This window comes from Shewanella sp. SW24 (assembly GCF_025653395.1).
GTDB lineage: Bacteria > Pseudomonadota > Gammaproteobacteria > Enterobacterales > Shewanellaceae > Shewanella > Shewanella oncorhynchi.
Genome location: NZ_JAKKSH010000045.1, coordinates 1 through 22,028 on the forward strand (window position 1 = coordinate 1; position 22,028 = coordinate 22,028).

A 22,028-nucleotide genomic window follows, 5' to 3' on the forward strand; every position below is an offset into this window, starting at 1 on the left:
CCGTGTCACCCTGAGCCATGGCCGCTGGAGCTGCGCCATGTTGGCTCACCGCATCACCTTGAGTTGCGGCCGCTGGGGCTGCGCCTTGTTGGCTCACCGTGTCACCCTGAGCCATGGCCGCTGGGGCTGCGCCTTGTTGGCTCACTGTGTCACCCTGAGCCATGGTTGCTGGAGCTGCGCCATGTTGGCTCACCGCATCACCTTGAGTTGCGGCCGCTGGGGCTGYGCCTTGTTGGCTCACCGTGTCACCCTGAGCCATGGCCGCTGGGGCTGCGCCTTGTTGGCTCACTGTGTCACCCTGAGCCATGGTTGCTGGAGCTGCGCCATGTTGGCTCAGCGCATCACCTTGAGTTGCGGCCGCTGGGGCTGCGCCTTGTTGGCTCACCGTGTCACCCTGAGCCATGGCCGCTGGAGCTGCGCCTTGCTGGCTCACAGTGTCACCTTGAACCGTTGCCGCTGGCGCTGCGACTTGTTGGCTCACAGTGTCACCTTGAGCCGAAGCCACTGGGCTTGATGGGAATTGTGTCTCACCTATGGGCAATTTTTCACTTGATGGCGATGAATTGCTTGCAGTTAATTCCATGCCACGCTCTACATTCGACCTTACCGAATCCGGAAGAGATCCTAAAATTGCGGCTTTATCTTCTGGCGACATCTTATTGGCAATGGACTCAAGTTGCATGTTCGCACCTTGACCGTTAAATAGGGTGTTCTCCATCCTAGATTGAGTTGAACCTTCTCCCACTCCTATCCGGTTGAAACCATCCATCGCTCGAATCCTTTCGCTTGAGCTTAGACCACTCATGGCCGGGCTATTTTGAGTTGCATCGTCATAAGCTGTTGCATGATCATAACCTGTGCTATTTCTTGCATGTGCGTCAGAGTTGAGTGATACCGCTAATTTCTGATTAAAATCCTGCAATCCTTGTAGGGTTTCGGCCAACCTTTGTTTTACAGGTTCAGATAATCCATCTTGTCCCATTGCCTGTGTCACGATGCCTTGAGCACGATCCGTGACTAACCTCATACCTAACACGTCTTCCTTAGTAGGGTTGTTTTCCTTGTAGTACCGACTAAATTCCGCGTTTGGCAATGGATTAGCACTTGTCCCTTCCGCTGCAATAGTCGAAGCCAGAGCCACGGCCTGTTGAGTTTGAGGGTCCTTACTAGAACCTAAAGATGAAATAACTTGCGCTGCAGCATTACCCGCGCTTGAAGATCTATCCGAAATTACTTTAGCAGAATAGGCATCATTCAAACCACTAAAGGCCTGTTGAGCATTCTGGAAGTAAGGTTTCTCACTCGGGCTTAATTGATCGCTGTTGATGGCCTTACTTAATAAACCATCAACAGTGTTGGCCATTGCGGAGATAACTGGGGCGACTTGAGCTGCACGATCGCCACTGAAATAATTAGATTTTGCATCTGTATAATCATTCAGCATCCGACCTAACTCTGCGGGTGAGTTACTGGCGTTTTTCATCACTTCAGCAACTCTGTCAATAACCTGTGGTGATACTGCCCCATAAGTCCCTGACTTCAATTCTTGCGCTACAGTGTCGATGATTTGGTTTACCCCTGCAGGCCCACTCACAGCCTCACTTTGCTGCATTTGTTTCCATAGGTCATCAACACTCTTGTCCAACTTATCAAGTTTATGTTGCTGATCAGGCGTCCATTTAGCTGGAGACTGAAGATTTTGGTTGCGGTAACCATCTATAGAAGGTTTATAGTCCTTCGCTCTTTGAGCCGCCTCTTGTTCCAATTTGGCGCCCTCTGAGCTGATACGTTGACCCGCTGCATTAATGCCATTCTGTGTATCAGATTTGAAGGCCTGTTGCTCAGGAGTTAACGCTGGCTTATCATAGTCTTTAATCTGCGCCTGACCAACAGCGATAAATTGAGCGCCAACAATTCTAGCGGTCTCATTTCCATTGGCAGTTCCATTTAACGCAGCATATTCAATGGCGGCACCTGTAGCAAGGTTGCGAACCGCGTCAGCCTTAATCGGTTCTGATTGAGTTCGGGCCATCGTATCCGACAACTTGGCTACGGCACGGTCAGCGATCGAACCAATATCTTGAATGGGGATAGGTCTACCATCAGCGGACATCATCGTCTGCGAATCATTCACAATGCTCTGTAGCGCCTGCTTGTCTCGTGCCACGTCATATAATGACTGATTAGCGGCATAGTCCTGTTTCATCGCATTAAACCTGGCTTCTTCTGCTGTACCAGCCCCAGCCCCAGCGGCTTTAGCATCTAAAGCACTCATTGTGCTTTTGAAATCGAGCGTATCCACGCCGTTAGTAGCGGCATCCCAATCGTTTCCATATTTGCCACGCATTGCGCCATCAGCTGCATTCTGTGCAATCTTGCCCAAGTTGCTCGCCGTTGACATCAAATCACGATTGCTAGAAGAAATAATCTCACCAAACTTGATGTTTGCACTGCTACCCGCCGCTCCCGATGATGTTACACCGTCACGAACTTCACGAGACCGAGACTCTGCTTCCTGTAATTGCTGTTGGATACTTTGCTGTCTGGTAGCTGCTTCATCTCGAGCCTTAGCTGCTTGATAACTGGCTGACGAAGTATCAGTTGCTGAATCGCTATAGGATTTACGATTAGAGGCCGAATCGCTTTCTCTAAACGCCCTTGCTACGTCTTCTTGCTGGCTTGAACTTAGCGTTGACGTTTTGTTGGCTCCTTCTGACTCTAGCTGCGTTTTTATGCTCGTTTGCGTCTGCGACCAAGATGCACCGGCTTCTGCGTTAACACCCAAGGTTTTCATTAATGCTGTGAGCGGATTAGTTGAAACTCCTTGACCGGCCCCCACAGAAAACCCAGCTTTAAGAGCAAATTGATTTGCTTCTTGCTCACTCATTTGTGATAAGGTTTGAATTATCTGCTGACGGGCCTGTTGACCACTAACACCCATCTGCGAACCGAGTTGCTGACTTACATCAAACCCGCGTGCTTCTTCAAACCCCAAACCTGCTTGATGGGCATTTTGATAGGCGTTACCAGTACCAATAGCGGTCTGTAATCTCTCATTCGCGGCAGCGAGATCTTGTTGCGCTGCGGTTTTAGATGAAGTTAGAGATGAAACACCTGATTCCGCTAGGGCCACGGCTGAAGTACCAGCATGTTGAGCATTGTAAGTTGAACCACCGGTGCTAATGGAAGACATATTACCTGCACCCTGACGGCTTTCCATCCACTCACCATTCGATGTCATTGTCTGACTATAACCACCTGACGAAACGGTTTTACCATCGCTATTGACCGTCTGTGGTGATACGCCCTTGGCATCCATGTTGGCGCCCATTTGGGCTTTTTGTGTTGCCCCCATCATAGTATGAACACCGCCGAAGACAATCATCATAGCCAGCGCTGGCACCATCGTTTGAATGATTGCCGCTTGAGATACGAAAGTCTCTAGTGTGGTGTAGGTGCTATCCATCCCCCCAAGAGAATCGATACTCCAATTTCGCATACTAGGCGCAATCATGCAGTTCTGAACCGAGCTCGAATCATTCCCTGGCAGAGAACACATCAGCTTATTGAAATAGTGGTTGGTATACATGTTGACGCCGACTTGGATAATCGGCCAAAAGTTCACAGCGAGTAGAAATGAATAGAGCTTTCCGGCCATCATGATCCCTTTGGAGCCGAAGGTCAGGAAAACCGGAAGCAGCGGAGCAATGAGGAAAATAAAACACTCAAACCAAGTGATAAGTGCAGGGGCAGTTTCCAAGAAAAATGAAGACTGCGCTGCTTGGCTTAAGTGACGCTGTTGAATCGCATCAAATTCTTGCTGAAACGCCAATCGTTCAGAGGGCTCTAACTCTACATAGCTAGCCCCAACTTTGGCCATCATTGCTTTTACAAAGTTGGCTCGATACAAATTTATGAGGTTAGCAGTATCCCCTGTTAAAGACTCGAAGACTTTCTCAACTTGAGACTCTTCTGCCATATTGTAAAGTACGGCGGCTCGCCCCTTCATTTCTTCGGCCCAAGGACTACTGTCAGAGAGATCATTTCCTAACTTGGCATAAGCATCGGCACAGGTAATTTTTGTGTAGGACTTGGTGTTAACATCGTAGTAAGGCGTAAACCAGCTTCCCGAGGTTACCTTGAATTTAGTCCAGTCAAACGCCCCAGTGACACTCTCGTCGTGATGAACCTCCTGTACAGCCTGCCCCGTCGGATTTTTACCGTTTCGAATGTCTTCGAAATAACAGTTTTTAATGTACGCTCCCAAATTTTCACCGACAGAACGATAACTCGCATCTGCCTCAGAAGTGCCGACAAATCGGGCTTTAAGTAACGCTTTTAGAGGGTCTATGTTGGTGCCAGGCTCAGTGTCATAATTAGGCGTGATACTGGAATAGGCCTCTGACATACCTTGAGCAAAACCACCACCAATCATGGTAGCTAATGCAGCAGGCGCCACAATCCCAAATGGCAAAGTAAATGACTGAGACACTTCGCCCGTTCTGACTGACTCAACGTAAAAATCCACCTTCGGGGTGAACAAAAACATGTAAGTGAACAAGGCGATGAAAAACTCCTTTACATGGAATTTATCAGGGTCAAAAATTTGCTTGAAAGCAGATACTAGCAGGGTAATACCCAATCCAATCGCAATAAGATTGCTATTTGCAATGCCGCCATCACTGAATGCCAATTCCGCCGATTGCGCCATCTTTATCAATAAATCGAGGTCACCGAGAGAGTAGATAGTTAACATGAATTACTTACCTCTCAAACTTGCACGAAAGTTGATCTGATTTAATAGTTCCTGCTCCATTTCACGTCTTCTGTTGGCCATTTCTTCCCTTTCAAGGCTCAGCGCATCGATTTTCTCTAACAACTTAGATGAAAACGCGCCGCGCTGACCTTTATCAGTCGAAGCCATCTTACTCGCGGCAATTCGTAGACCGTCGAGCAACTGCTGGGTTGCATCTATGGCCATCGCTTCGGAGATAAACTTACAATTACCTGTATTGATGACATTGATTGTTGAGGCTCGTTTAATAATGTCTTCAAATTCACTTCGCATATTGGCCATGATCTGTGCTTGAGAATCACTATAATTTCCTTTCTGAGCATAGATGGCCATGATGCTCGAACCGACTAAGTTAGAATCGACTAAGCCACAAATTGCATCACCATAAAATCGATAGAACGAATCCAAATAGCGTGTATCGCTAATTGGAACAGTCGCGACCTTAGCCGATAGACACTTGCTATCGGCAGATTGGGCCTGCTCACAGACCACCATTTGTTTAGGTACAGCCATTGATGTAGTCGCTTGAGGCTGATACAAGTCTTTCAATGAAACTTGTGGGCTAAATGACTTACTGACCGCATCACTTCCTGCTGAAGCCGATGCAGTTAATGTGCTGTCGAATTTATAAACTTCAGTCCCTAAAATAGTCATTAACATTTGAGCGACGACATGGCTGTCTGAGGATAGGGTTGGGACGGTAGTTTTAGACTGCATGAAGGTTTCATACACCGAGTTGAACTGCATCTCGTCGCCAGCCTGAGTCAACTGTGCGGCTTTCGAGTGGGAGTCTATTGAACTGCGCTCAACCGTCGATGAAGCGAATGAATCAAACCAAGCACCAGTCGAATCATTGTAGGCTTTCCACATTTTACGGTCACTTTGTACCTGAAGTGATGGCCACTGTTGCTCGGCCAGATCAGCCCATTCCTCGCAATCTTTGCTGATAAAATCATTTAACGCATTGAGGCGTTTCGCTAGGTCTGCGAGAATTGCATTACAGTCCGGGCATAACATTCCCATTGCTAATTGGAATGCGTACATCGGGGCGGCGGCGGCGATAGATCTTGCCATCTGAACAAGCTCTTCACGTTTTATAATGGACAGTGAGCCACCGAAGAAGTCGATCCCCTTGCAGGATGATTGAAGGTAAGGAGCCCTAACCGCCACAATCTTTTCGTTAGTGGTTTTAATCCGTACCGACGCACTCCCCAGAGAAAATCCGTCACGTTTAGCGCCTGAATATGAAGTTGCACCGGAGCTGGCAGACAACATCTGATCCCATAAATTGTTTAACCCGCTAGCAGCTGTAGCTGATAACGGGCAACAAAGTAAAGCAACTATAACTTTCTTTTTCATTCTTGTTCACCCTCGCTATCAGGTTTTCCGAGCATAAAATTCCGCATCTTGTTAATGAGGTAGTCTGGGTCTTCATACACTTTTTGCGTGTCAACCTTGGCTTCTGCATCGGTCATATAAAGAGCTCGTACCTGCTTCACATTATTAAGTTCTGCTTGGCTAATAATTTTCTCGCGGCTAGCGAGTTCTATGATCCTTTCACTGAGAGAATCCATGCCGATTAGCCCAGAACTCAACAGGAAGTAATCACCCGTGTTGTTGGTTAGATACAGTGTTGGTGTCGCCAAGACGTCGAAGCGCTGCGCCATGTCGGAAGTCGCCACTCGATAATCGCCTAATGCTAAAAAGTCATCATTTGGAACGGTGCCGCCATCGAGAGAAACAGGCATGATCGACCATCCATACTCCTTTGCCAGACGGATTAGGTAGGGAGTTTGCTTTGCGCAATACGGACACTGAGAGCCGTAGAAATAAATGAGGGTGGCTTTCTTGCCGATGGCTTCAATTAACTTCCATTGGTTTTCAGACTGAGCGCCTTTGAAAGTTTGCAGCGTCACGTCATTTTCAGGACGGCGTAACCCTTCATCGAGGTAAGGGTCAAACATTTGTTCGGAAATATAAGTAGCGGCAAATTGGTTGGCGCGATCTATTGCGGCACGCTGGATGTAAAGGTAGCGTTTAACGTCTTCTGGTTTTCCAGTGTTAAGCGCCAACTCCTTTGCCTTGGGCAAGTTTTCTTGGAACCACTTAACGCTCATGGCCTCTACTGAATTTTTACTCGTTTCAGTCTCAGTTGGTGCAGAAGATGGCGTTGGCGCAATAGGTTCTTCCTCTTCCTTTTCTTCGGGCTCAGGAATGTACTCGTGCCAATACCAGCCCTTTTCGCGTTGTTTATAGAAGTTACCACCATCATTGCTATTTGCAGGATCTTCTGCCACAACTGGCAGAGCCAGAGCCGCAAAAATCAAAGCCATCAATTTATTTACTTTCATAACACCAACACACTTTTTATATTCCATAGGCTGAATATATCACGCCTCACTGGATGAAAAAAAGCCGCCTTAATTGCAGGCGGCTGATTTATTGTTTTTCACGTTTCTCGGGCGACAAAAAAATCATCACTAATATCAAAGTCATCTTCCATTGGACTTCGAGGTTCTGCATCTGCTTCCACTTTCTCCCTTTCACTTTCGACTTCTACCTTCGGCGCCAACACAGTGCCTAGATTAAATCCCTGCTGTCTCACCATTAATCCAAATTCCATCAGGGTCATCATCTCGCGGGTCAGTGCCTTTGGCCCAAACTGATCTAAATGAGCGAAAATTAGCGGGTGAGTATCATCGGCAATCCGAATGTGTCTCTCGATTGTTTTGGGCATCCCTCACCTCAGACTGCTTTTAACTTTTGATAATCACCTCGCGCTATGGCTCCACGAATGAATTGCTCGCCTGCGGTTTGCAAGCCACGGGCAACAGCTGTCAGAGAGTCATCAACGACTTCGATTTTGTGGAAAGGGAATGCGCGCTGAATCGAAGGCAGGTATACCGCTGCGGCACCACCGGAGACAATAATCAGGTCAATGTCCTGACCATCACCCACTTTATTGACGACACTTGTTAATGCTTCGTCAGTAACAGACCGAATCGCGCTGGTCACATCAAACAGATCGCACTTAGGGAATTTCATCGCTTTACCGTACAGCTTAAGCTCACCACTGATAAAGGCTTGGTCGATCAACTCTGGGTTAATCTGTTTGATGTTGAAACCTTCGAGTTGCGAGCGCAGCGCGACTTCGACTGCACCAATCACTTTGGACATCCCAGTTTCAGAATCACCAGAACGATTTGGACTGACCTTCAATCCTTTCGACGTAATGAAGTCGGTGGTCATATAACCTGGGTCAATGGATAGCATGGTTTTATCTTTGCACTGGGCAAAGCGTTCATTTCCGCCTTGGCGCAAAAATGACATCAACGCACCAAGCGGTTGTTCAAAAACCAAGACCTGACGAATGGTGACCTTGCGACTTGGGGTGATTTGGTGAGTGCCGGTATAAATCTTGGCGAGTTCATCTTTCCTGAACATGACACTCACTGGCAGACCAAGCACTAACACATCTATATCGATGTGATTTGATTTGCCTAAAAATGACAGGGCGCCAAACAATAACGCTTTATAGCGGTCACTCGTGATAAACGATTCGGTGTTGAGAACGCGAACATTTCGCGAACCGACCGAGGTCCCTACGTCCGAACCAACCTCATAGGTGATTCCATCGACTTCCACGGTTGTTACATCGCGCTCCTCGCCTGCTAAACCCAGATTAATATCCGATTTAATCGGAATAGGCAGGGACGGGAACGTCTTCACTGAGTAATTGCCTAGCGATTCCTTGTGTACACAAGTCGTTGTGCCATAGCCAACATCGACTGTGATGATGACGGGATTATTCATAAATACCAACTCCACACCAAATGACCCCCAATCTGGGGTTTTAAGAGACTTCCAAAACCTTTCCAGCTTGCTCTGGAAGATTATTCTTACCATTCCAATACCAATCTGGGATCTACATAATACACAATATATTTAGCTCGTGTATTATTTATTTTGTGTGTATATTATGCACTTTGTTATCCACAACATGTCGCTAGTGAATTAATCAAAACATGAAATGGCTAACGAACTGAAGTGCAACTAAGTCTGGCTTAGTAGCGAAATTCCTACTCTGGATTCTTCGAAATTAAGCAGTTTTAACGGCTTCCAAAATCAGCAAATCAACGCTCTGAATGCACAAGTTGGCTCACGAACTGGGGGAAAACCTGAAGTGGCCAACAGAATCGCAGACGTGAGAAAGGATTTCTCAGGGGGCTTGCCCGTGAATCGGTGTGTATATCACGCGAAAAGCATGAGTTGGACAACGAACTGAAAATCATCAAAGGATGGCTAACACAGGAGGCACCTGGGATTTTATCCCAAACTCAGCTCGCAGAATAACGGACGGTGACAGACACGAGTTCGCCAACGAACTGAATTTCTGCATGAGTTGTCCCCGTAGGCCGAAAACGGATTACTGAAGACGAACAAACAGTAGGTAAATGAATGAATGACTACTCAGGTACTTCGGGTAGCTCTGAGAACGGGAAGCCCGTACCCGCATTAGGGTTCCAGTTGGCGAATACCATCAGAAGCCTAGAAGGGTTGATTGAAGCCGCTCAGTTTCAGGCAAAGGTCATAGTCGATGATTACTGGCTGAAATGGAGATCTTCAAACCGTCAGTTGCGCAGTGATGACGGTGGGAAGTTTAGTGGCGGTGAGATGGCACCCAGGGTCGTTGTAAAAAACGAAAAGGTGTATTTGGTCTGGACGAGGTATCGACCAGGGCGAGTTGGAAACATCAGCAAGTCTTGGGGCGATGACGTTAAACCGACCCAGCGCGGATACACCTTAGACCAGTTAACCCGCAAATCCCCAGAGTGGGAGGCACGAATGATTGAAGACACAGAGAATCGATTGGCTCCGTTGAGAGAAACCCTTGAGTGTCTACATGAAGCAAAAATCAAACTACGTCGCATAGAGCGAAAACAATCCTAGGAGGATTATATGAGTCAGACCAACGAGAACCCACAAGTTTCATCAAAGCGCACTCAGAAACCATCTGCAGTGCGTCAAGTTCAGCAGCGTAAATTCATTCTGAAGGAAATGGATTTCAAGAGTAGCGCCATCCAGCAGCTGTTTAGCAATGATGCTCGTCAGCAGAATATCAAATACAGCATCGCCCGTATCGCTGGTCTATTTGTGTTGACGTCTAACAACAAAGAAATCCGTGACCGTTTAGATGCGTGGTTTGCAGCTGAGCAAGAAGAAGCTGTTCGTCGCAGCACCCTTCTCAACACAATCCACAACAATGAGTTGTCTACCTCGCTTGGCAACAATGCCGATTTAGACGTGGTGACACCAGAATCGTTCAGCGTGACATTTCAAATCGAGCACCCAATCTACTGGCGTGTAATCGACGTAATTTCCCAGATTGATGAATCTATCGCAGCTATTGAAAACCTCTGGTTAGCTGGCGTGATTTCTGAGTCAGTCAGCAACAATAGTCGCGGTATAGCGATGAACACCATGACTCGTTTCTTTGGTCGCATGAGAACTGTAGCTACAGATTCAGCTGACCGTAAGGGCGGAATTTATTCGTTAGACGCTTACAACAAAATCATGCAAACCATCACCCGCAACAATCCAGATGACCGGTCAGCCAATGACGACTCAGGCGCTGAAGAAATTGAGCAGGATTCCGGCAAACTGGTAGTGAACGCATAATGAAGAAAATAGCCAAGCTAGTTAGTTTGGCTGTTCGATCCTTCTTACTGGATGGCAAAGCCCCAGATAAGAATGCGGTACGGATGGCTGTTGGTGGGGTTGAGACTAAAGCGGTCAGCGAAGAGTTGGTAGAGACTTTCTACCCTCCCGTAGCTGACGGTGTAGCAGTAGCGAATCAAGCGAGAATCATTAAATCCAATAATGACCTAATTGATATGTCGATTCGTGAACTGGGTTTGACTGATATTCATCGTGACACGTTCAATCCTGCCAACCTATCTGAATACAACCAAGTCTATAACGCACAGACATTGGTTAGGGATGTGGTAGCGAATTTCCTTTCTTACGCTCACCTACTCCCAGCCTCAGAAAACCATCATCACGCGGCTGTTGGTGGTTTAGCGCGTCACAGTCTAGAGGTGGCTCTGTTCTCCCTGCGTCACATGGCGTCGGTTGATATTAAAGAGACCAAATTTACCGACGAGTTGCACGGTAAGAAAATCCGCTGGCAATATGCGGCGTGGGTAATTGGGTTAGTGCATGACATCGGTAAAGCTCTACATGACATGACCGTGCAGGCCGATGATTCAGTCTGGAACCCACAACTCGAAAATATCTATGATTGGTCAGGGCGCAACCAAGTATCCCGTTATCAAGTGACGTGGAACTATGCAGACCGTCACGGCAAGCACATTGGGCTTGCATCATCCATGCTTAACACTGTACTGACCAAGGCAGCGAAGCAGTATCTATTTGGCACTCAAGATGACCTTCAGGTCGCCATCTATGAAACCTTGTCCGGCAGTATCGAAGTTAATAACTCACTTAGAGACAGTCTTAAAAAAGGCGAAGCACGTTCCGTCCACAAAGACATGATGTGGCAATGGGACAGATTAACCGGTGCTCGCAAGATGCCACTGGAAGCGGCGTTTATTAAGCGCTTACAAATGATGCGTCGCGGCTGGAAGGTTAACGAAGAGAAAGCCGACATTTGGTGCCTGGGCGCCGAAGATGTGTACGTGTCTTACCCAGCAAGTTTCAACAAAGTGATGTCATCGCTCAAGGAAGATGGCTTTAACGTCCCAATGCAAGTCGGAAAAATGCTTGAGATGCTGGTAGAGCGTCAGTTATTTGAGCCGCTGTTTGAGGATTACACCAGTGGCCACTTGCACCCAGTTACGAATCCAGAGTGGACGGCAGGGCCAATCAAAGTTGTTAAGCCAAAATGGGCAGGCATCGTCTATGGCGAGGAGATTCCGCAACGCGGCATTCATGGGAAAATCTCATTAACCCGTGACGATTCACTGTTAATCCATTACGCCGATACTGGGCTAATCACCCTGACAGATACCCGTGAGCCAGACCCGCAAACTCCGGCTAACAACACGGCTGCACCAACCCAACCAGCTCCTGCGTCAACCCCTGCTCCTGCGGTAACACCGGCACAGCAGAATGGGTCGCAAACAAATCAAAGTAAGGCTCAGACAAAGAAACCGAAGAAGCAAGCAGCTCCGGCGAACACCAACACTCCGGCACCAGCACCAACGCCGAGTAAGCCTGCGCCAAAGAAACCGCAAGCTGAATCTAAGGAAGAGCCAGAGCAATCCAATACCAGCGCTCCAGCACCAGACACCAAGGGTATCGTGTTTAAGAACATGAATGACACTCCGGTAGTTAGTGAATCAGTGGAAGCGGCAGTAGAGATAAATGAGCCAGTAGCCCAAGAAATGCCAGCAGAAGTATCGAAGGACAAGACCTGTATTGATCTGATAATCGAATACCTGCTAACGGCTAACAACACACTACATCGAGCAAAGCTGGATGGTGACGTGCTGACATTGAATACCAGCCTATTCGAAGAAATTGACCAGCAAATGAGAGGGCTTGGTTTTGACGAGGGTGCCGTGCTGAAGGATTTGATGGATAACAAGTTACTTATTCCAGACCCTAAAGCGCCGCGTAAAGTTATTCATGTCGTTAACAAACAAAAGTTCTACCAGCTGAAGCTAGCCGACGTTCTTGCCAAGCCAGTGGGTGACATGCTGACCGAGCTTCAAGCTAAGGCCGATGAACGCAAAGCCAAAAAGCAAAAGAATAAAGCCCTAACCACCGAGGTCATTACAGAGCCGAATAACCTGCCCAAGCAGGAGTCTTCTATCAATGATGTGATTGATGGCCCGATGACAGAAGTCCCGGAGCAAGAATTATCTCCGTTAATGCCTAACGAAGTATCACCAGAATCAAGCGGTCAGTTTGATTTAGCCCCGTCGTTCATTGATGACGCGGTAGATAGCCTAATGGCAGAAGTCCCAGAGCAAGATTTATCTTCGTTAATGACTGACGAACTTCCACCGTTGTCCGAGTACACGGGGGAGATGTCTTTGGCCACGCCGGAGAATGAGCTGCCATGGTTTACGCCGGAAGATCTATCGATGTTAACGACTGACATGGAACCTACCGTCCCCGTCGCTGAAGCGGCCATTGAAACTGCCGTTGAGCCCGCCACCACGTCTGCGAGCTTTACCCCTCCTGCCGAGCAGGTATCGACACTTTCACAGCTAAAAGTCGCCACGGGTAACAAGTCTCCGAAGGAAAAGAGCAAGTACCCGCCTGAGTTGCAAGTGTTCATTGGTTGGGCGATGGCTCGCGCAGGCAAGTCCGGTATAGACCTCCGCCCTGGGGTGATCCGAATCCAAAGTTTCGCGTTAACCACTTACGAGCAAGAAGTAGGGTTAGCAAAAAAAGAGGCGACTAGCCTCAAGCGCACAGCAGGCGACAACGCCTCAATTGCGACAGACAGTAACCAAGTTGCATGGATGGTATTTGAGACAGTGGGAATAGAGCATGAGTAAAAGCATCGAGACTAACGGCTTATTCATGGAGAACATGTATAGGCCGATTTATGAAATCCAATCCAGTTATGCTTGGGCTGGAGCCTCCTTGTTCACGGCAGGCTCGTGGGTATACCACGGGGTAAGTGGACACGATGTATCGATGGTCGCAGTTTCGGTTATTGCGGCCACAGCGGGTATGTCGGTTAAGCGCTTAAAAGAAGCCTTACCGCAAATACGTCGCCAGATTAAGTTGGTATATAACTATCAATACCTCATTGAATCTAGCGCTTTGTGGGATCTGAGCAAAACCCAGAGGGATAAGGCCTTCTTTGGTCGCGGCTTTGAGTGGACGATCACCGAAGCAAACCGAGCTTATCAGCTGGTGGGTAAACGCCCAGAACACGCTAAGGGTTTCTTGCCTTGGGCAGTGCGTAGAGCCCTGAAGAAAGTCGAAGCAGATACCGAGAAATTAGAAGGTCGGCCGTGGATTCAGGGGTGTGGTGACGAGCAGGATTTGTGGCTGGATGCTTCGCTATTCTGGTCTCATAGTTTCTACACCGGATTACCTGGTGCCGGGAAAACAACGATGTTAACGCTTAACAGTGTTGGCGCCCTTTACCGTGGTAACTCTGTATTAGTGTTAGACCCTAAGAACGATCCAAACTGGAAGAACAGATTACGCGCAGAAGCGAAGCGTTTAGGCGTCCCGTTTTATTACTTCAACATTGCTGAGCCAAGTCAATCAGTGCGAATTGACCCACTGGTGAACTTCACAGTGACAACAGAGATTGCATCGCGCTTAGCGAACGTCTTAGAAAAAGGCTCAGGAAGCTCTGAGGGTTTTCGCTCCTATGCCTGGGACTCATTCTACGTCACGGCTGAAGCATTACGTTTTATCGGTAAGCGACCATCAATCAAGATGGTCGCTGATTACATGCTAAACCGCAAAAGCGAATTGGCCCTAGCAGCCTTAAGCAAGATTATGACTATGCATTACGGGCCCGATTGGTACGCGAACATGGCGACCCAAATTGCCGAGGAAGGCCGCGGCAATTTGCTACAGGGTTTAATCATGCGCTACCAACAGGTGTTAATCCCTGACGACAAAGGTGAAGACGCGGTATCGAGTTTTATTGGTTTCTTAACGCACGACCAATCTCACCAAAGCAAGATGTTAGCGACCACCAAGCCGATGTTAACCCAGTTAACCGCTGCGCCGCTGGACAAGATGTTAAGCCCTGATCCGAATGATACGGATGACGAGCGCCCTATTATCGACATCAAGAAATTCATTGATACGGGCGGCGTGTTGTACATCGCCACCGATTCATCGGGTAACCCTGCAATTTCAGCAGCTGTATCGAAACTCATTATGGAAGATACCTGCGCGGCAGCTGCGTCACGTTACAACTACGAAGGCGGTAAAGGGGTACGTGTGTCGGTGTTTGGTGACGAAATCCACTCTGCACTCTCCGACGGCCTAATTAACTTAGCCGCGATGGGTCGTGGTGCAGGCTTTGAATTGCACCTATCTACTCAGGGTGTTCCCGATTTGATTGATAAAGCCGGTGATGCAGTAGCGAGCCGTGTTTTGTCGTTAACCGCTAACTGGTTCTGTCTGCGAGCTCGAGATGATATCACCAGGGAGCGATTTGCGGCGCTACTCCCGGAGTATCCAATTAAGTCAAAGCAATGGCAGTTAAGCTCTAACACCGATTCTACCAGTAAGCTCCACAATTACTCGGGCTCGGTGGGTGAGCGGATTATGGAAGCTGACAAGCCAGCGTACCCTCTTTCATTGATGTCGGAATTACCTAAGTTGCAGTACGTCGCACGTCTGGCCAACGGTAAGACCTATCAATGTCGTATTCCGATTTTACTGTAGTGAGTGTTGATTATGGACGGCGTAGTTGAGAGTAAGACCCTGCACGGCAGGTTAATTTTGGCGGTTGGAGCGTTAATCAGTATTTACGTACTGATTTTCATGCAGCCCCAAGAGCATAACGAAATGTTACGGAAGGAAATCTCAAATATAGAAAAGGCCATTAGCACGGAGGCAACTATGGTTGTGGTGTTTAGGGCGAAAGGCTGGTACGAGGCGACGATGGTGAAATCAGGTTTAGCCGCGTTCATTGACCAGTATCATCAGGACACTGGTTTAAAAGGGGATCAACTATGGCGTACCCCTCTTACACGGATTTCTCAAAACATCAAGACCATTTGGTATCAGTGCTTACTGAGACTATCCTTGCTGATTTTCTGGTTTTGGATGGCCATTGGGTTGATTGCCGCATCAGCTGTGGACGGATTAATGCAACGTAAAATTAAGCAACATGAATTTACCGCACCATCAACTGGCTATTTCAGACTGGCTCTTTGGTCAGGAATATTGGTGGTAATTCTGTTAGAGCTTTACTGCGTTACGCCTGCATTTATCTCCAATGAGCTGTTCCCGCTTTTCCCGCTTTTTGCAGCGGTGATTATCGGCTGGTTACTCAAAACTACGTTGGCTAACAGCGCGAAGAACATGTAATCACCTCTCCGTGTGCTATCTTTGATATAGATAGCGCTCACAATATAAATAACGTGTTGACAGTAACACGCAAACAGTTAAAATTTGACCGTCACATTTAACGGAGATCCACAATGAACCAAAGCGCTAAAACCGAAAAGAAAGGACTAATCCAGCAGTTTAAAGAAGCCCCTGTTGCCGTAAGAGCGTTCTTCGCCCTAATCGTTGTCGCGGTAGCTTGCTCATTGCTGTTTGCTGGAGAAGCAAGTGCGGTATCAGCATCTGGCGCGACCCTACACACTTTCTTCGACCAAATGTGGGACGAGGTAAAGGGTTTAATGACGGGTGCGCCGGCTAAGGCAATCATGGGTTTGTCGATTTTAGGCACTATCGCATTCTCAATGATTAAACCAAACCTAATTGGTTTCTTAGCTTCTGTTGTCGTAATTCTGGTACTGGCTAACGCGCCTACAACTATCGACGGCAGCTTAACTGTAACCGTAGAAGCGCTGAAAGCTGGCCTAGTGCACTAATAGCGACAATTTTTGCGGTATCAAGGAAGGGTGCAATCTAATATGCACCCTTTTTTTTCAAGGGGTGAGACATGAATGAAGCGAGATTTCCTAAGCGTTGTAACGGCGCTATCAAAGTTGGAACTATCCACTGGGACTCAATCAAGCTGGCGGTGATTGTGATGGTTTTTGGTCTTGCATCAGGTCACATCAACTTAGGCATTATCGCGGCAATTACCAGCATGGCCGTAGTAGAAACACTGTTTAAAAAGTTTGGACGTGGCGTATTAAAGCATCTGTTATGGGTAAACGGTTTGTGGATTTCCAAAGGGCCGGAAACCCTCATGTCACCAGCCATTCGTCGATTAATTAAGTGAGAGGTCAACATGCTTTGGAAATCGAAGATTAAAGAGAGTTACGACAATCTCAATATCTCTAACAAAAACATAGGTCGTTCTAATCTGGCACTAAGCATTAGCGTGGTGCTTTTGCTGTTCATGGTGATGACCAAGCAGACCGAAGTCATTGTCATGCCAAACGACTTTAAAGAGCCGATTGTCATGAACGGCAATAGCGTGACTCAAGAATTCAAAATCCAATGGGGCCTGATGATTGCAACCATCATCGGCAATATCACCCCCAAGAATGCTAAGTTCGTAATCGACAGGGTGACCAAGATGATCCCGTTAGAACTTAACCCCGATGAAGCGGAAGCCACGATGGCCGCAGCTATCGAAGAAATGGCGCTTAGGGGGGTTAGTCAGAAGTTCGTCCCGTCTGACGCGATTTATTCATCTGTCACAGATTACGTATGGGTTGTGGGTGAACAAACCACAACCTCATTAAAAACAGGCGCAGCTGATACTACTGCGTACACCTTTGAATTAAAAATCGGGATCCGAAACGGCAATCCCATGATTCTGGATATTCAACAATATCCAGCTGCTGTTAACCCTGCTCAACGTGAGCGTGAAATTCTCCAAGGCAAAAACGCAACAACGGCCTTGGATAAAGACAGTGTGATTAAAATCGAGTCACGGTGAGACCTATGAATAAAAGACCCCTTTCAACTGCAATCCTTCTGACATTAATGATCACTCCTGCTTTTGCGGCTGACGATGACATTTATTCGTTACCGACTGAATCGGTGAATCCGCAACGAGTACCTGTTTTGGGTACTGATTTCAATCAAGCAGAAGAAAAGCTACAGGCTGAACTAAACAGCCCTTATGCGAATCAACCTCTGGCCATCGATACGAGCAAAGAAATTGGTACCCAAACTGCGTTAAAGGTTTCGGCCAATGAACAAGTGCTCAATCAACATCCAGTGACCCAGCCGCCAGCGCAGCAACCAATGCAACAGACAGAGCATCAACAAGTCCCCAATTACGGCGGCGCGAGCCCTGTTAATCCGACGGCGATCTCCCCTGCCAATGCCGGAGAAGTCATTAGCCGTCGTGATGACTCAATGGACTACTTACGCAAGCAGTACAAAAGCCATCAAGTGATTGCATTGAAAGCCGGAGGCACAACGACATTGCCAATTTCGCTGTCAACCACTAACCGAATCGCGACCTCGTTCAAAAACGCCAAAATAACAACGTCAGTACCGAGTGATGCGGCGCTGGTTTACGGTGAGCAAGGTTTTGTGTACGTCACACCTGGCGTTAACGCTGGCGCGATTGACTTGATAGTTGAAGAAGATGGCGCACCTGAGACCGCAGTATCACTCTACTTGGTGCCATTAAACGTCCCACCAGTGCTCGTGGAGTTAACCGTTAGCTATAACGCGAGTCAACGTAATGCAGCTTTGCAAGCCGTGTCTATCTACAGCGAGAACGAAGCTAAGGAGCTGGAATCGGCAAAACAAGCAGAGCGTGAGCGTATTGCTAATAACCAGCCCGTCGCTGACAGCCATGTTGACGATGTAATGAAGTTACTGGAAATTGTGGCCAAAGCCGAAGTTCCTGCAGGTTACGAACTACTTGAAGGTGACACCATTCCGGCGGAAGTGCGTTACCCGTGCGATATTCGCCAAATGCTCCCGCTTTACCATGAAGTGAAACAACGCTTAATTGGCTCCAAATTGGTCGTTGACATCATGGAGGTCAGAAACGATGTCAATGGCTTACGTTCATTCCGCGACGAGTCCTGCATGGGGCCAGGTCGTGAAGATGTGATGGCCGTTGGTGTGTTAGATAAAGCGACATTAGGCCCAAGGGAAAGCACCGAAGTGTACATTCTGCGTGACCGCAGCTACTTCGAACGCCAAATGAAAGTTCCACGTCGTAGCCGTGTAGGAGGTTAACATGCAAGCGTTACAGGATTTAAAAAGCAAGTGGCTTGCGCTTCCATCGAACCAGCGCACTATCGCATTAATCGTGTTAATGGCATTGCCTGCCTATTTCTTGGCGGAAGCTATTTTCCCTTCGGCTCCAGACACCCCAGCCAGCTCAGCCCCCGTCAGGGCGAAGCCTACGTTTATGAGCACCATGGGCAGTGAGCGCTTGGAGTCCACTCAGACTTCCGGCCAACTCATTGCGATGCGCAAGAAAATTCAAGAGCGTGAAAAAGCGATTGATGCACAGTACACCGAGCAAAAAGCCAGTGAAAAGCGGATTCAGCAACAGGTCGATACCCTGCAAATGTCTCAGCTTGAATCACAAAAGCGCCTCGAGACCATCGCGCATCAAATGCAAATGCTGGTTGAACAACAAAGCAAAAATGCCGCAACAGCTCGAGACAGTGTGAGCACGAAAGGAGCTCGACCAGAAAATATCGCCCAGCAAGCACCGTCATTGCCAAGTACCGAGTTTAGCCTAGACCCAATGGCAGGCCTTAAGTCGAATGTCGCCATGACCCCGCCAGTGTCAAAGCCTTTAACCATGAACCGTGGTGACGTGAGTTTAGGCAAGGCCGCTGCGACAGGTGATGAAGCAAATGCTGGTAATGCGTCAACAGCCAAAACCCAAGTCGCAGCCAAAGCAAAACAAGCGATTTCTCAAGAGAACACAGGTTCTAGCAAGAAAACTGAAAAAGAGCCTGAGACATGGTTGTCAGCTGGCACAGTGATACCAACCGTCTTGCTTACGGGTCAACATGTACCTACCAGCTCATCGGCGCAATCAAACCCAGCTCCAGTTTTATTAAAAATCGTAGACGTTGGGGTGATGCCTAACGGTTTCACTATCGATCTAGTGGGTTGTACCGTGATTGGCGCGGCCCGTGGTAGTGCCAGTACCCGTCGTGTCGAAATCCGCGCTGAGAGTATCAGCTGTATCGACCAGAAAGGTCGTGCGATTGAGCAGCCGTTCATTGCCGCAGTGCAAGGCCAAGACGGTCATAGCGGTATCCCAGCCAAGTTAGTAACACTCTACGGTGAAGTGGTGAAGCAATCCTTCTGGGCAGGCATCTATGGCACTGGCGCCCAAACCCTCACACAAGCCGCGACCAATCGAGTGTCTGGTGATGTGGTTTATGACGGCACCTATTTCAAAAACACGGCGACCAGCTCACTTGCTGGTGGCTCAAGTACCGCATTCGACAAGATTGCTGACTTCTACCTGCAGTTAGCCGACGAAGCCAGACCGTATCTGGAAATGCACGGCGGTATTGAAGGTGTTGACCTCATTGTTCAACGCGGTGTTAGCCTCAAATACAAGGGTTAAGCAATGACAACCGAAAACGTAAATTCTGAAAAATTGGAACCGACTATCGGCGCTCTGGCTGAGCCAGAGCAAGCCGCTCCCGCTGAGGTTGCACAATCCGTCGCTGGGCCAACGCCAGCGACACCCGCGGCTCCGCAGGGCTTGTCCCCCGTCAAAATGATCATGGTGATGGCAGGCCTAGTGCTGCTATTTGGCGTGATGAAATTTGGCATGAGCTTCTTTGGCACGGGTGTAAGCGCCGAACAAACCAATACTCAATCCAAAATCGTAGTCGCAGATTTAGGTGAGATGTTTCAGCAATGGTCAAAGGAATCGGTTAACCAAGCGGATTTAAGCTCGGCGGCTCAAGAACTGGGGCAGCTCTACTTTGACATGGGATACCTCATCATCGATAGCAGTATGACGCTGCGCATTCCTGAAGAGTTCAAAATGGACATCCCAAGAGCAGAGGTGTTGCTCCGCATTAAGCAAATTCGTAGCGAATACCAAGACGAAGGCAAAGTACCGCCATCGCCACAGCAGCTGCTTCAGATGGCCGGGAATTAATTGTTTATGGCTGACATGGAAATCGCTCAAGCGTTGTTGGCAGCTAGTGAACAAAACCAGCTAGCCCAGATTATTGAGACTCACAATCTGGGTGAGCTCCCAAACTCACTGCGATTAGCCATCAACATATTTGAGATTAACGCAGATAATATCCAGCAACACCTCGAGGCAGCGCAGTCCCTTCTGCGTTGCCCAATTCCAACGACATTTGGTGAGACTGAATCAATCAGGCGCACCATATTGTCACTGCTCACCCAAAAGCACAGTTAGGCAGGATGTATGGCCAGTAAGAAAGCAGCCAAAAAAATCACCGGCGATGACGAAAATGTTATGGGCTTACGCCAACAGCGTCCCATCCGTGTTCATTTACGTCGGCACTTTAGCGCGAGCAAATCAGAGTTAACTCGTGCCATTGAGCGGTCACAAGAGATCTATAAAATCGCGCTTTGCTTAGGGGCGCTTGACTGCCTTTATTGGCAGGCTATGGGCTTAGGGGAAATAAAACTGGCCAAGGGCATTAGCCGCTTACTGGCTAAATCCTATCAACATCACCCAATACGGGTTAGCTCAACACCTATTTGACGTTATCAGAAGGAAATCATGGACGTAGCAACATCTTTTATTCAACTCGACCAGCCTTTGTTTATGCCTGGGATGCCGGAAACCTCCAAGGCCTTATCGGTGTTGTGCGTTTATATAATAGTTTGATAATTCTTAATAATGTTTGATCATTTATATAATAGTTTGATATTTTTTGGCTCTTTTGGTGAATGTGCGGATTAAGAGTTAGCACATTTTTGCCCCAAAACGTGTTAACGTAATTACTCTATAGGTCGGCTTTGAGCGAAAAGCGGTTGTTTAAAAGCAGAGATATTGGAAAAACGAATATCTGCTTTGCCTTAGTTGCAGACATTCGTTTTCTGCATGAAGCCAGATTTTATCATCTAATCAGGTGGCCAAAATTATTTGACCACTACAAAAGATTCTACACTCCAATTCCACTACCTATTAATCGGTAAGAAGACTAAACCAAAACACAGCTCCGCCAGTTTCGCGAGCTCTATAATTGAACTGTACCGCGAATACGGCTTAGCCAAAACCAACCATGCGCCTCAACCTCTTTGTACCAAGGCACTTTGAACCCCGCGTCAGTCACGATGAGAGGGGTAACATGCAAAGGTAAAATCTTGGCTAAGTCCGCTAAAAAACCGTTGTGGGAGGCCTTAGAGCATCGTTCTGATAGGGGATAGGACTTCTCATACAGGGTAATAGAGCGGCCATTGAAGGCTATTGAGGCGCGCAGAGCCATGATGCGTTTATGCTCTCGGATGTCTGACCAATCGACGAGCACAATCGGCATAGGGTTACCAGAACAGATGAGGCTGGCATGCCATTGGTAGACAGCTAACCGTTCTTGATGCAGATGCGTGTTGCCGAGCAAACGATCAATGCGCTTGATGTTGTGCTTGGTTCGGGCCGTGG

General features: G+C 47.9%; 18 protein-coding genes and 1 pseudogene. 13 read left to right on the forward strand and 6 right to left on the reverse strand.

The window, feature by feature from the left end; all coding sequences use genetic code 11:
* The 5 genes from L5M17_RS21900 to L5M17_RS21920 all read right to left on the reverse strand — a co-directional run.
* Positions 1-4,756 (reverse strand): conjugal transfer protein TraG N-terminal domain-containing protein (locus L5M17_RS21900; RefSeq protein ID WP_263149160.1); only part of this gene is annotated, 4,756 nt, incomplete at its 3' end.
* Between the two features lie 3 nt (positions 4,757-4,759).
* The gene (locus tag L5M17_RS21905; protein WP_263149161.1) at positions 4,760-6,154 is read right to left on the reverse strand and encodes a conjugal transfer protein TraH; all 1,395 of its coding nucleotides are present in this window, start codon (positions 6,152-6,154) and stop codon (positions 4,760-4,762) included.
* The gene (traF, locus tag L5M17_RS21910; protein WP_208660813.1) at positions 6,151-7,146 is read right to left on the reverse strand and encodes a conjugal transfer protein TraF; all 996 of its coding nucleotides are present in this window, start codon (positions 7,144-7,146) and stop codon (positions 6,151-6,153) included. The genes L5M17_RS21905 and traF overlap by 4 nt, the downstream gene beginning before the upstream one ends.
* Positions 7,147-7,244: 98 nt before the next feature.
* Complete coding sequence (locus L5M17_RS21915) at positions 7,245-7,532, reverse strand: hypothetical protein (RefSeq protein ID WP_011711605.1); 288 nt, start codon at positions 7,530-7,532, stop codon at positions 7,245-7,247.
* A gap of 8 nt (positions 7,533-7,540) precedes the next feature.
* Positions 7,541-8,608, reverse strand: coding sequence for a hypothetical protein (locus tag L5M17_RS21920; RefSeq protein WP_140906551.1), 1,068 nt, complete (start codon positions 8,606-8,608; stop codon positions 7,541-7,543).
* Between the two features lie 645 nt (positions 8,609-9,253).
* Here L5M17_RS21920 and mobI point away from each other — a divergent pair.
* The 13 genes from mobI to L5M17_RS21985 all read left to right on the forward strand — a co-directional run bounded on the left by mobI (position 9,254) and on the right by L5M17_RS21985 (position 21,128).
* Positions 9,254-9,745 (forward strand): conjugative transfer protein MobI(A/C), encoded by a 492-nt coding sequence (gene mobI / locus L5M17_RS21925; protein WP_263149167.1) that lies wholly within the window; start codon positions 9,254-9,256, stop codon positions 9,743-9,745.
* A gap of 9 nt (positions 9,746-9,754) precedes the next feature.
* Positions 9,755-10,474: a hypothetical protein gene (locus L5M17_RS21930; protein WP_259564230.1), complete on the forward strand. Its 720-nt coding sequence runs from the start codon at positions 9,755-9,757 to the stop codon at positions 10,472-10,474.
* Positions 10,474-13,326: a MobH family relaxase gene (gene mobH, locus L5M17_RS21935; protein ID WP_259560901.1), complete on the forward strand. Its 2,853-nt coding sequence runs from the start codon at positions 10,474-10,476 to the stop codon at positions 13,324-13,326. Before L5M17_RS21930 ends, mobH begins: the two co-directional genes overlap by 1 nt.
* A complete protein-coding gene (traD, locus tag L5M17_RS21940) occupies positions 13,319-15,193 on the forward strand; it encodes a conjugative transfer system coupling protein TraD (RefSeq protein WP_140906554.1) in 1,875 nt (624 codons plus the stop codon). The genes mobH and traD overlap by 8 nt, the downstream gene beginning before the upstream one ends.
* A gap of 12 nt (positions 15,194-15,205) precedes the next feature.
* Complete coding sequence (locus tag L5M17_RS21945; protein ID WP_259216138.1) at positions 15,206-15,841, forward strand: DUF4400 domain-containing protein; 636 nt, start codon at positions 15,206-15,208, stop codon at positions 15,839-15,841.
* Positions 15,842-15,954: 113 nt separating this feature from the next.
* The gene (locus L5M17_RS21950; RefSeq protein WP_205403074.1) at positions 15,955-16,353 is read left to right on the forward strand and encodes a hypothetical protein; all 399 of its coding nucleotides are present in this window, start codon (positions 15,955-15,957) and stop codon (positions 16,351-16,353) included.
* Positions 16,354-16,424: 71 nt separating this feature from the next.
* Complete coding sequence (locus L5M17_RS21955; RefSeq protein ID WP_263149170.1) at positions 16,425-16,709, forward strand: type IV conjugative transfer system protein TraL; 285 nt, start codon at positions 16,425-16,427, stop codon at positions 16,707-16,709.
* Between the two features lie 9 nt (positions 16,710-16,718).
* Positions 16,719-17,375, forward strand: a complete 657-nt coding sequence (locus L5M17_RS21960; RefSeq protein WP_140906557.1) for a TraE/TraK family type IV conjugative transfer system protein — start codon at positions 16,719-16,721, stop codon at positions 17,373-17,375.
* A gap of 5 nt (positions 17,376-17,380) precedes the next feature.
* Positions 17,381-18,640, forward strand: coding sequence for a type-F conjugative transfer system secretin TraK (locus L5M17_RS21965; RefSeq protein WP_263149172.1), 1,260 nt, complete (start codon positions 17,381-17,383; stop codon positions 18,638-18,640).
* Between the two features lies 1 nt (position 18,641).
* On the forward strand, positions 18,642-20,000 hold the full coding sequence (locus L5M17_RS21970) for a TraB/VirB10 family protein (RefSeq protein ID WP_263149173.1): 1,359 nt from the start codon (positions 18,642-18,644) through the stop codon (positions 19,998-20,000).
* Positions 20,001-20,003: 3 nt separating this feature from the next.
* Positions 20,004-20,546 carry a hypothetical protein gene (locus tag L5M17_RS21975; protein ID WP_263149175.1) on the forward strand — a complete coding sequence of 181 codons (543 nt, stop codon included), beginning with the start codon at positions 20,004-20,006 and terminating at the stop codon, positions 20,544-20,546.
* A 6-nt stretch (positions 20,547-20,552) separates the two neighbouring features.
* Complete coding sequence (locus L5M17_RS21980) at positions 20,553-20,816, forward strand: hypothetical protein (RefSeq protein ID WP_240200025.1); 264 nt, start codon at positions 20,553-20,555, stop codon at positions 20,814-20,816.
* 9 nt (positions 20,817-20,825) lie between these two features.
* On the forward strand, positions 20,826-21,128 hold the full coding sequence (locus L5M17_RS21985) for a hypothetical protein (RefSeq protein WP_263149177.1): 303 nt from the start codon (positions 20,826-20,828) through the stop codon (positions 21,126-21,128).
* Between the two features lie 484 nt (positions 21,129-21,612).
* Here the strand turns inward: L5M17_RS21985 and L5M17_RS21990 are convergent.
* Positions 21,613-22,028 (reverse strand): annotated as a pseudogene (locus tag L5M17_RS21990) (IS4 family transposase); the annotation flags it as partial.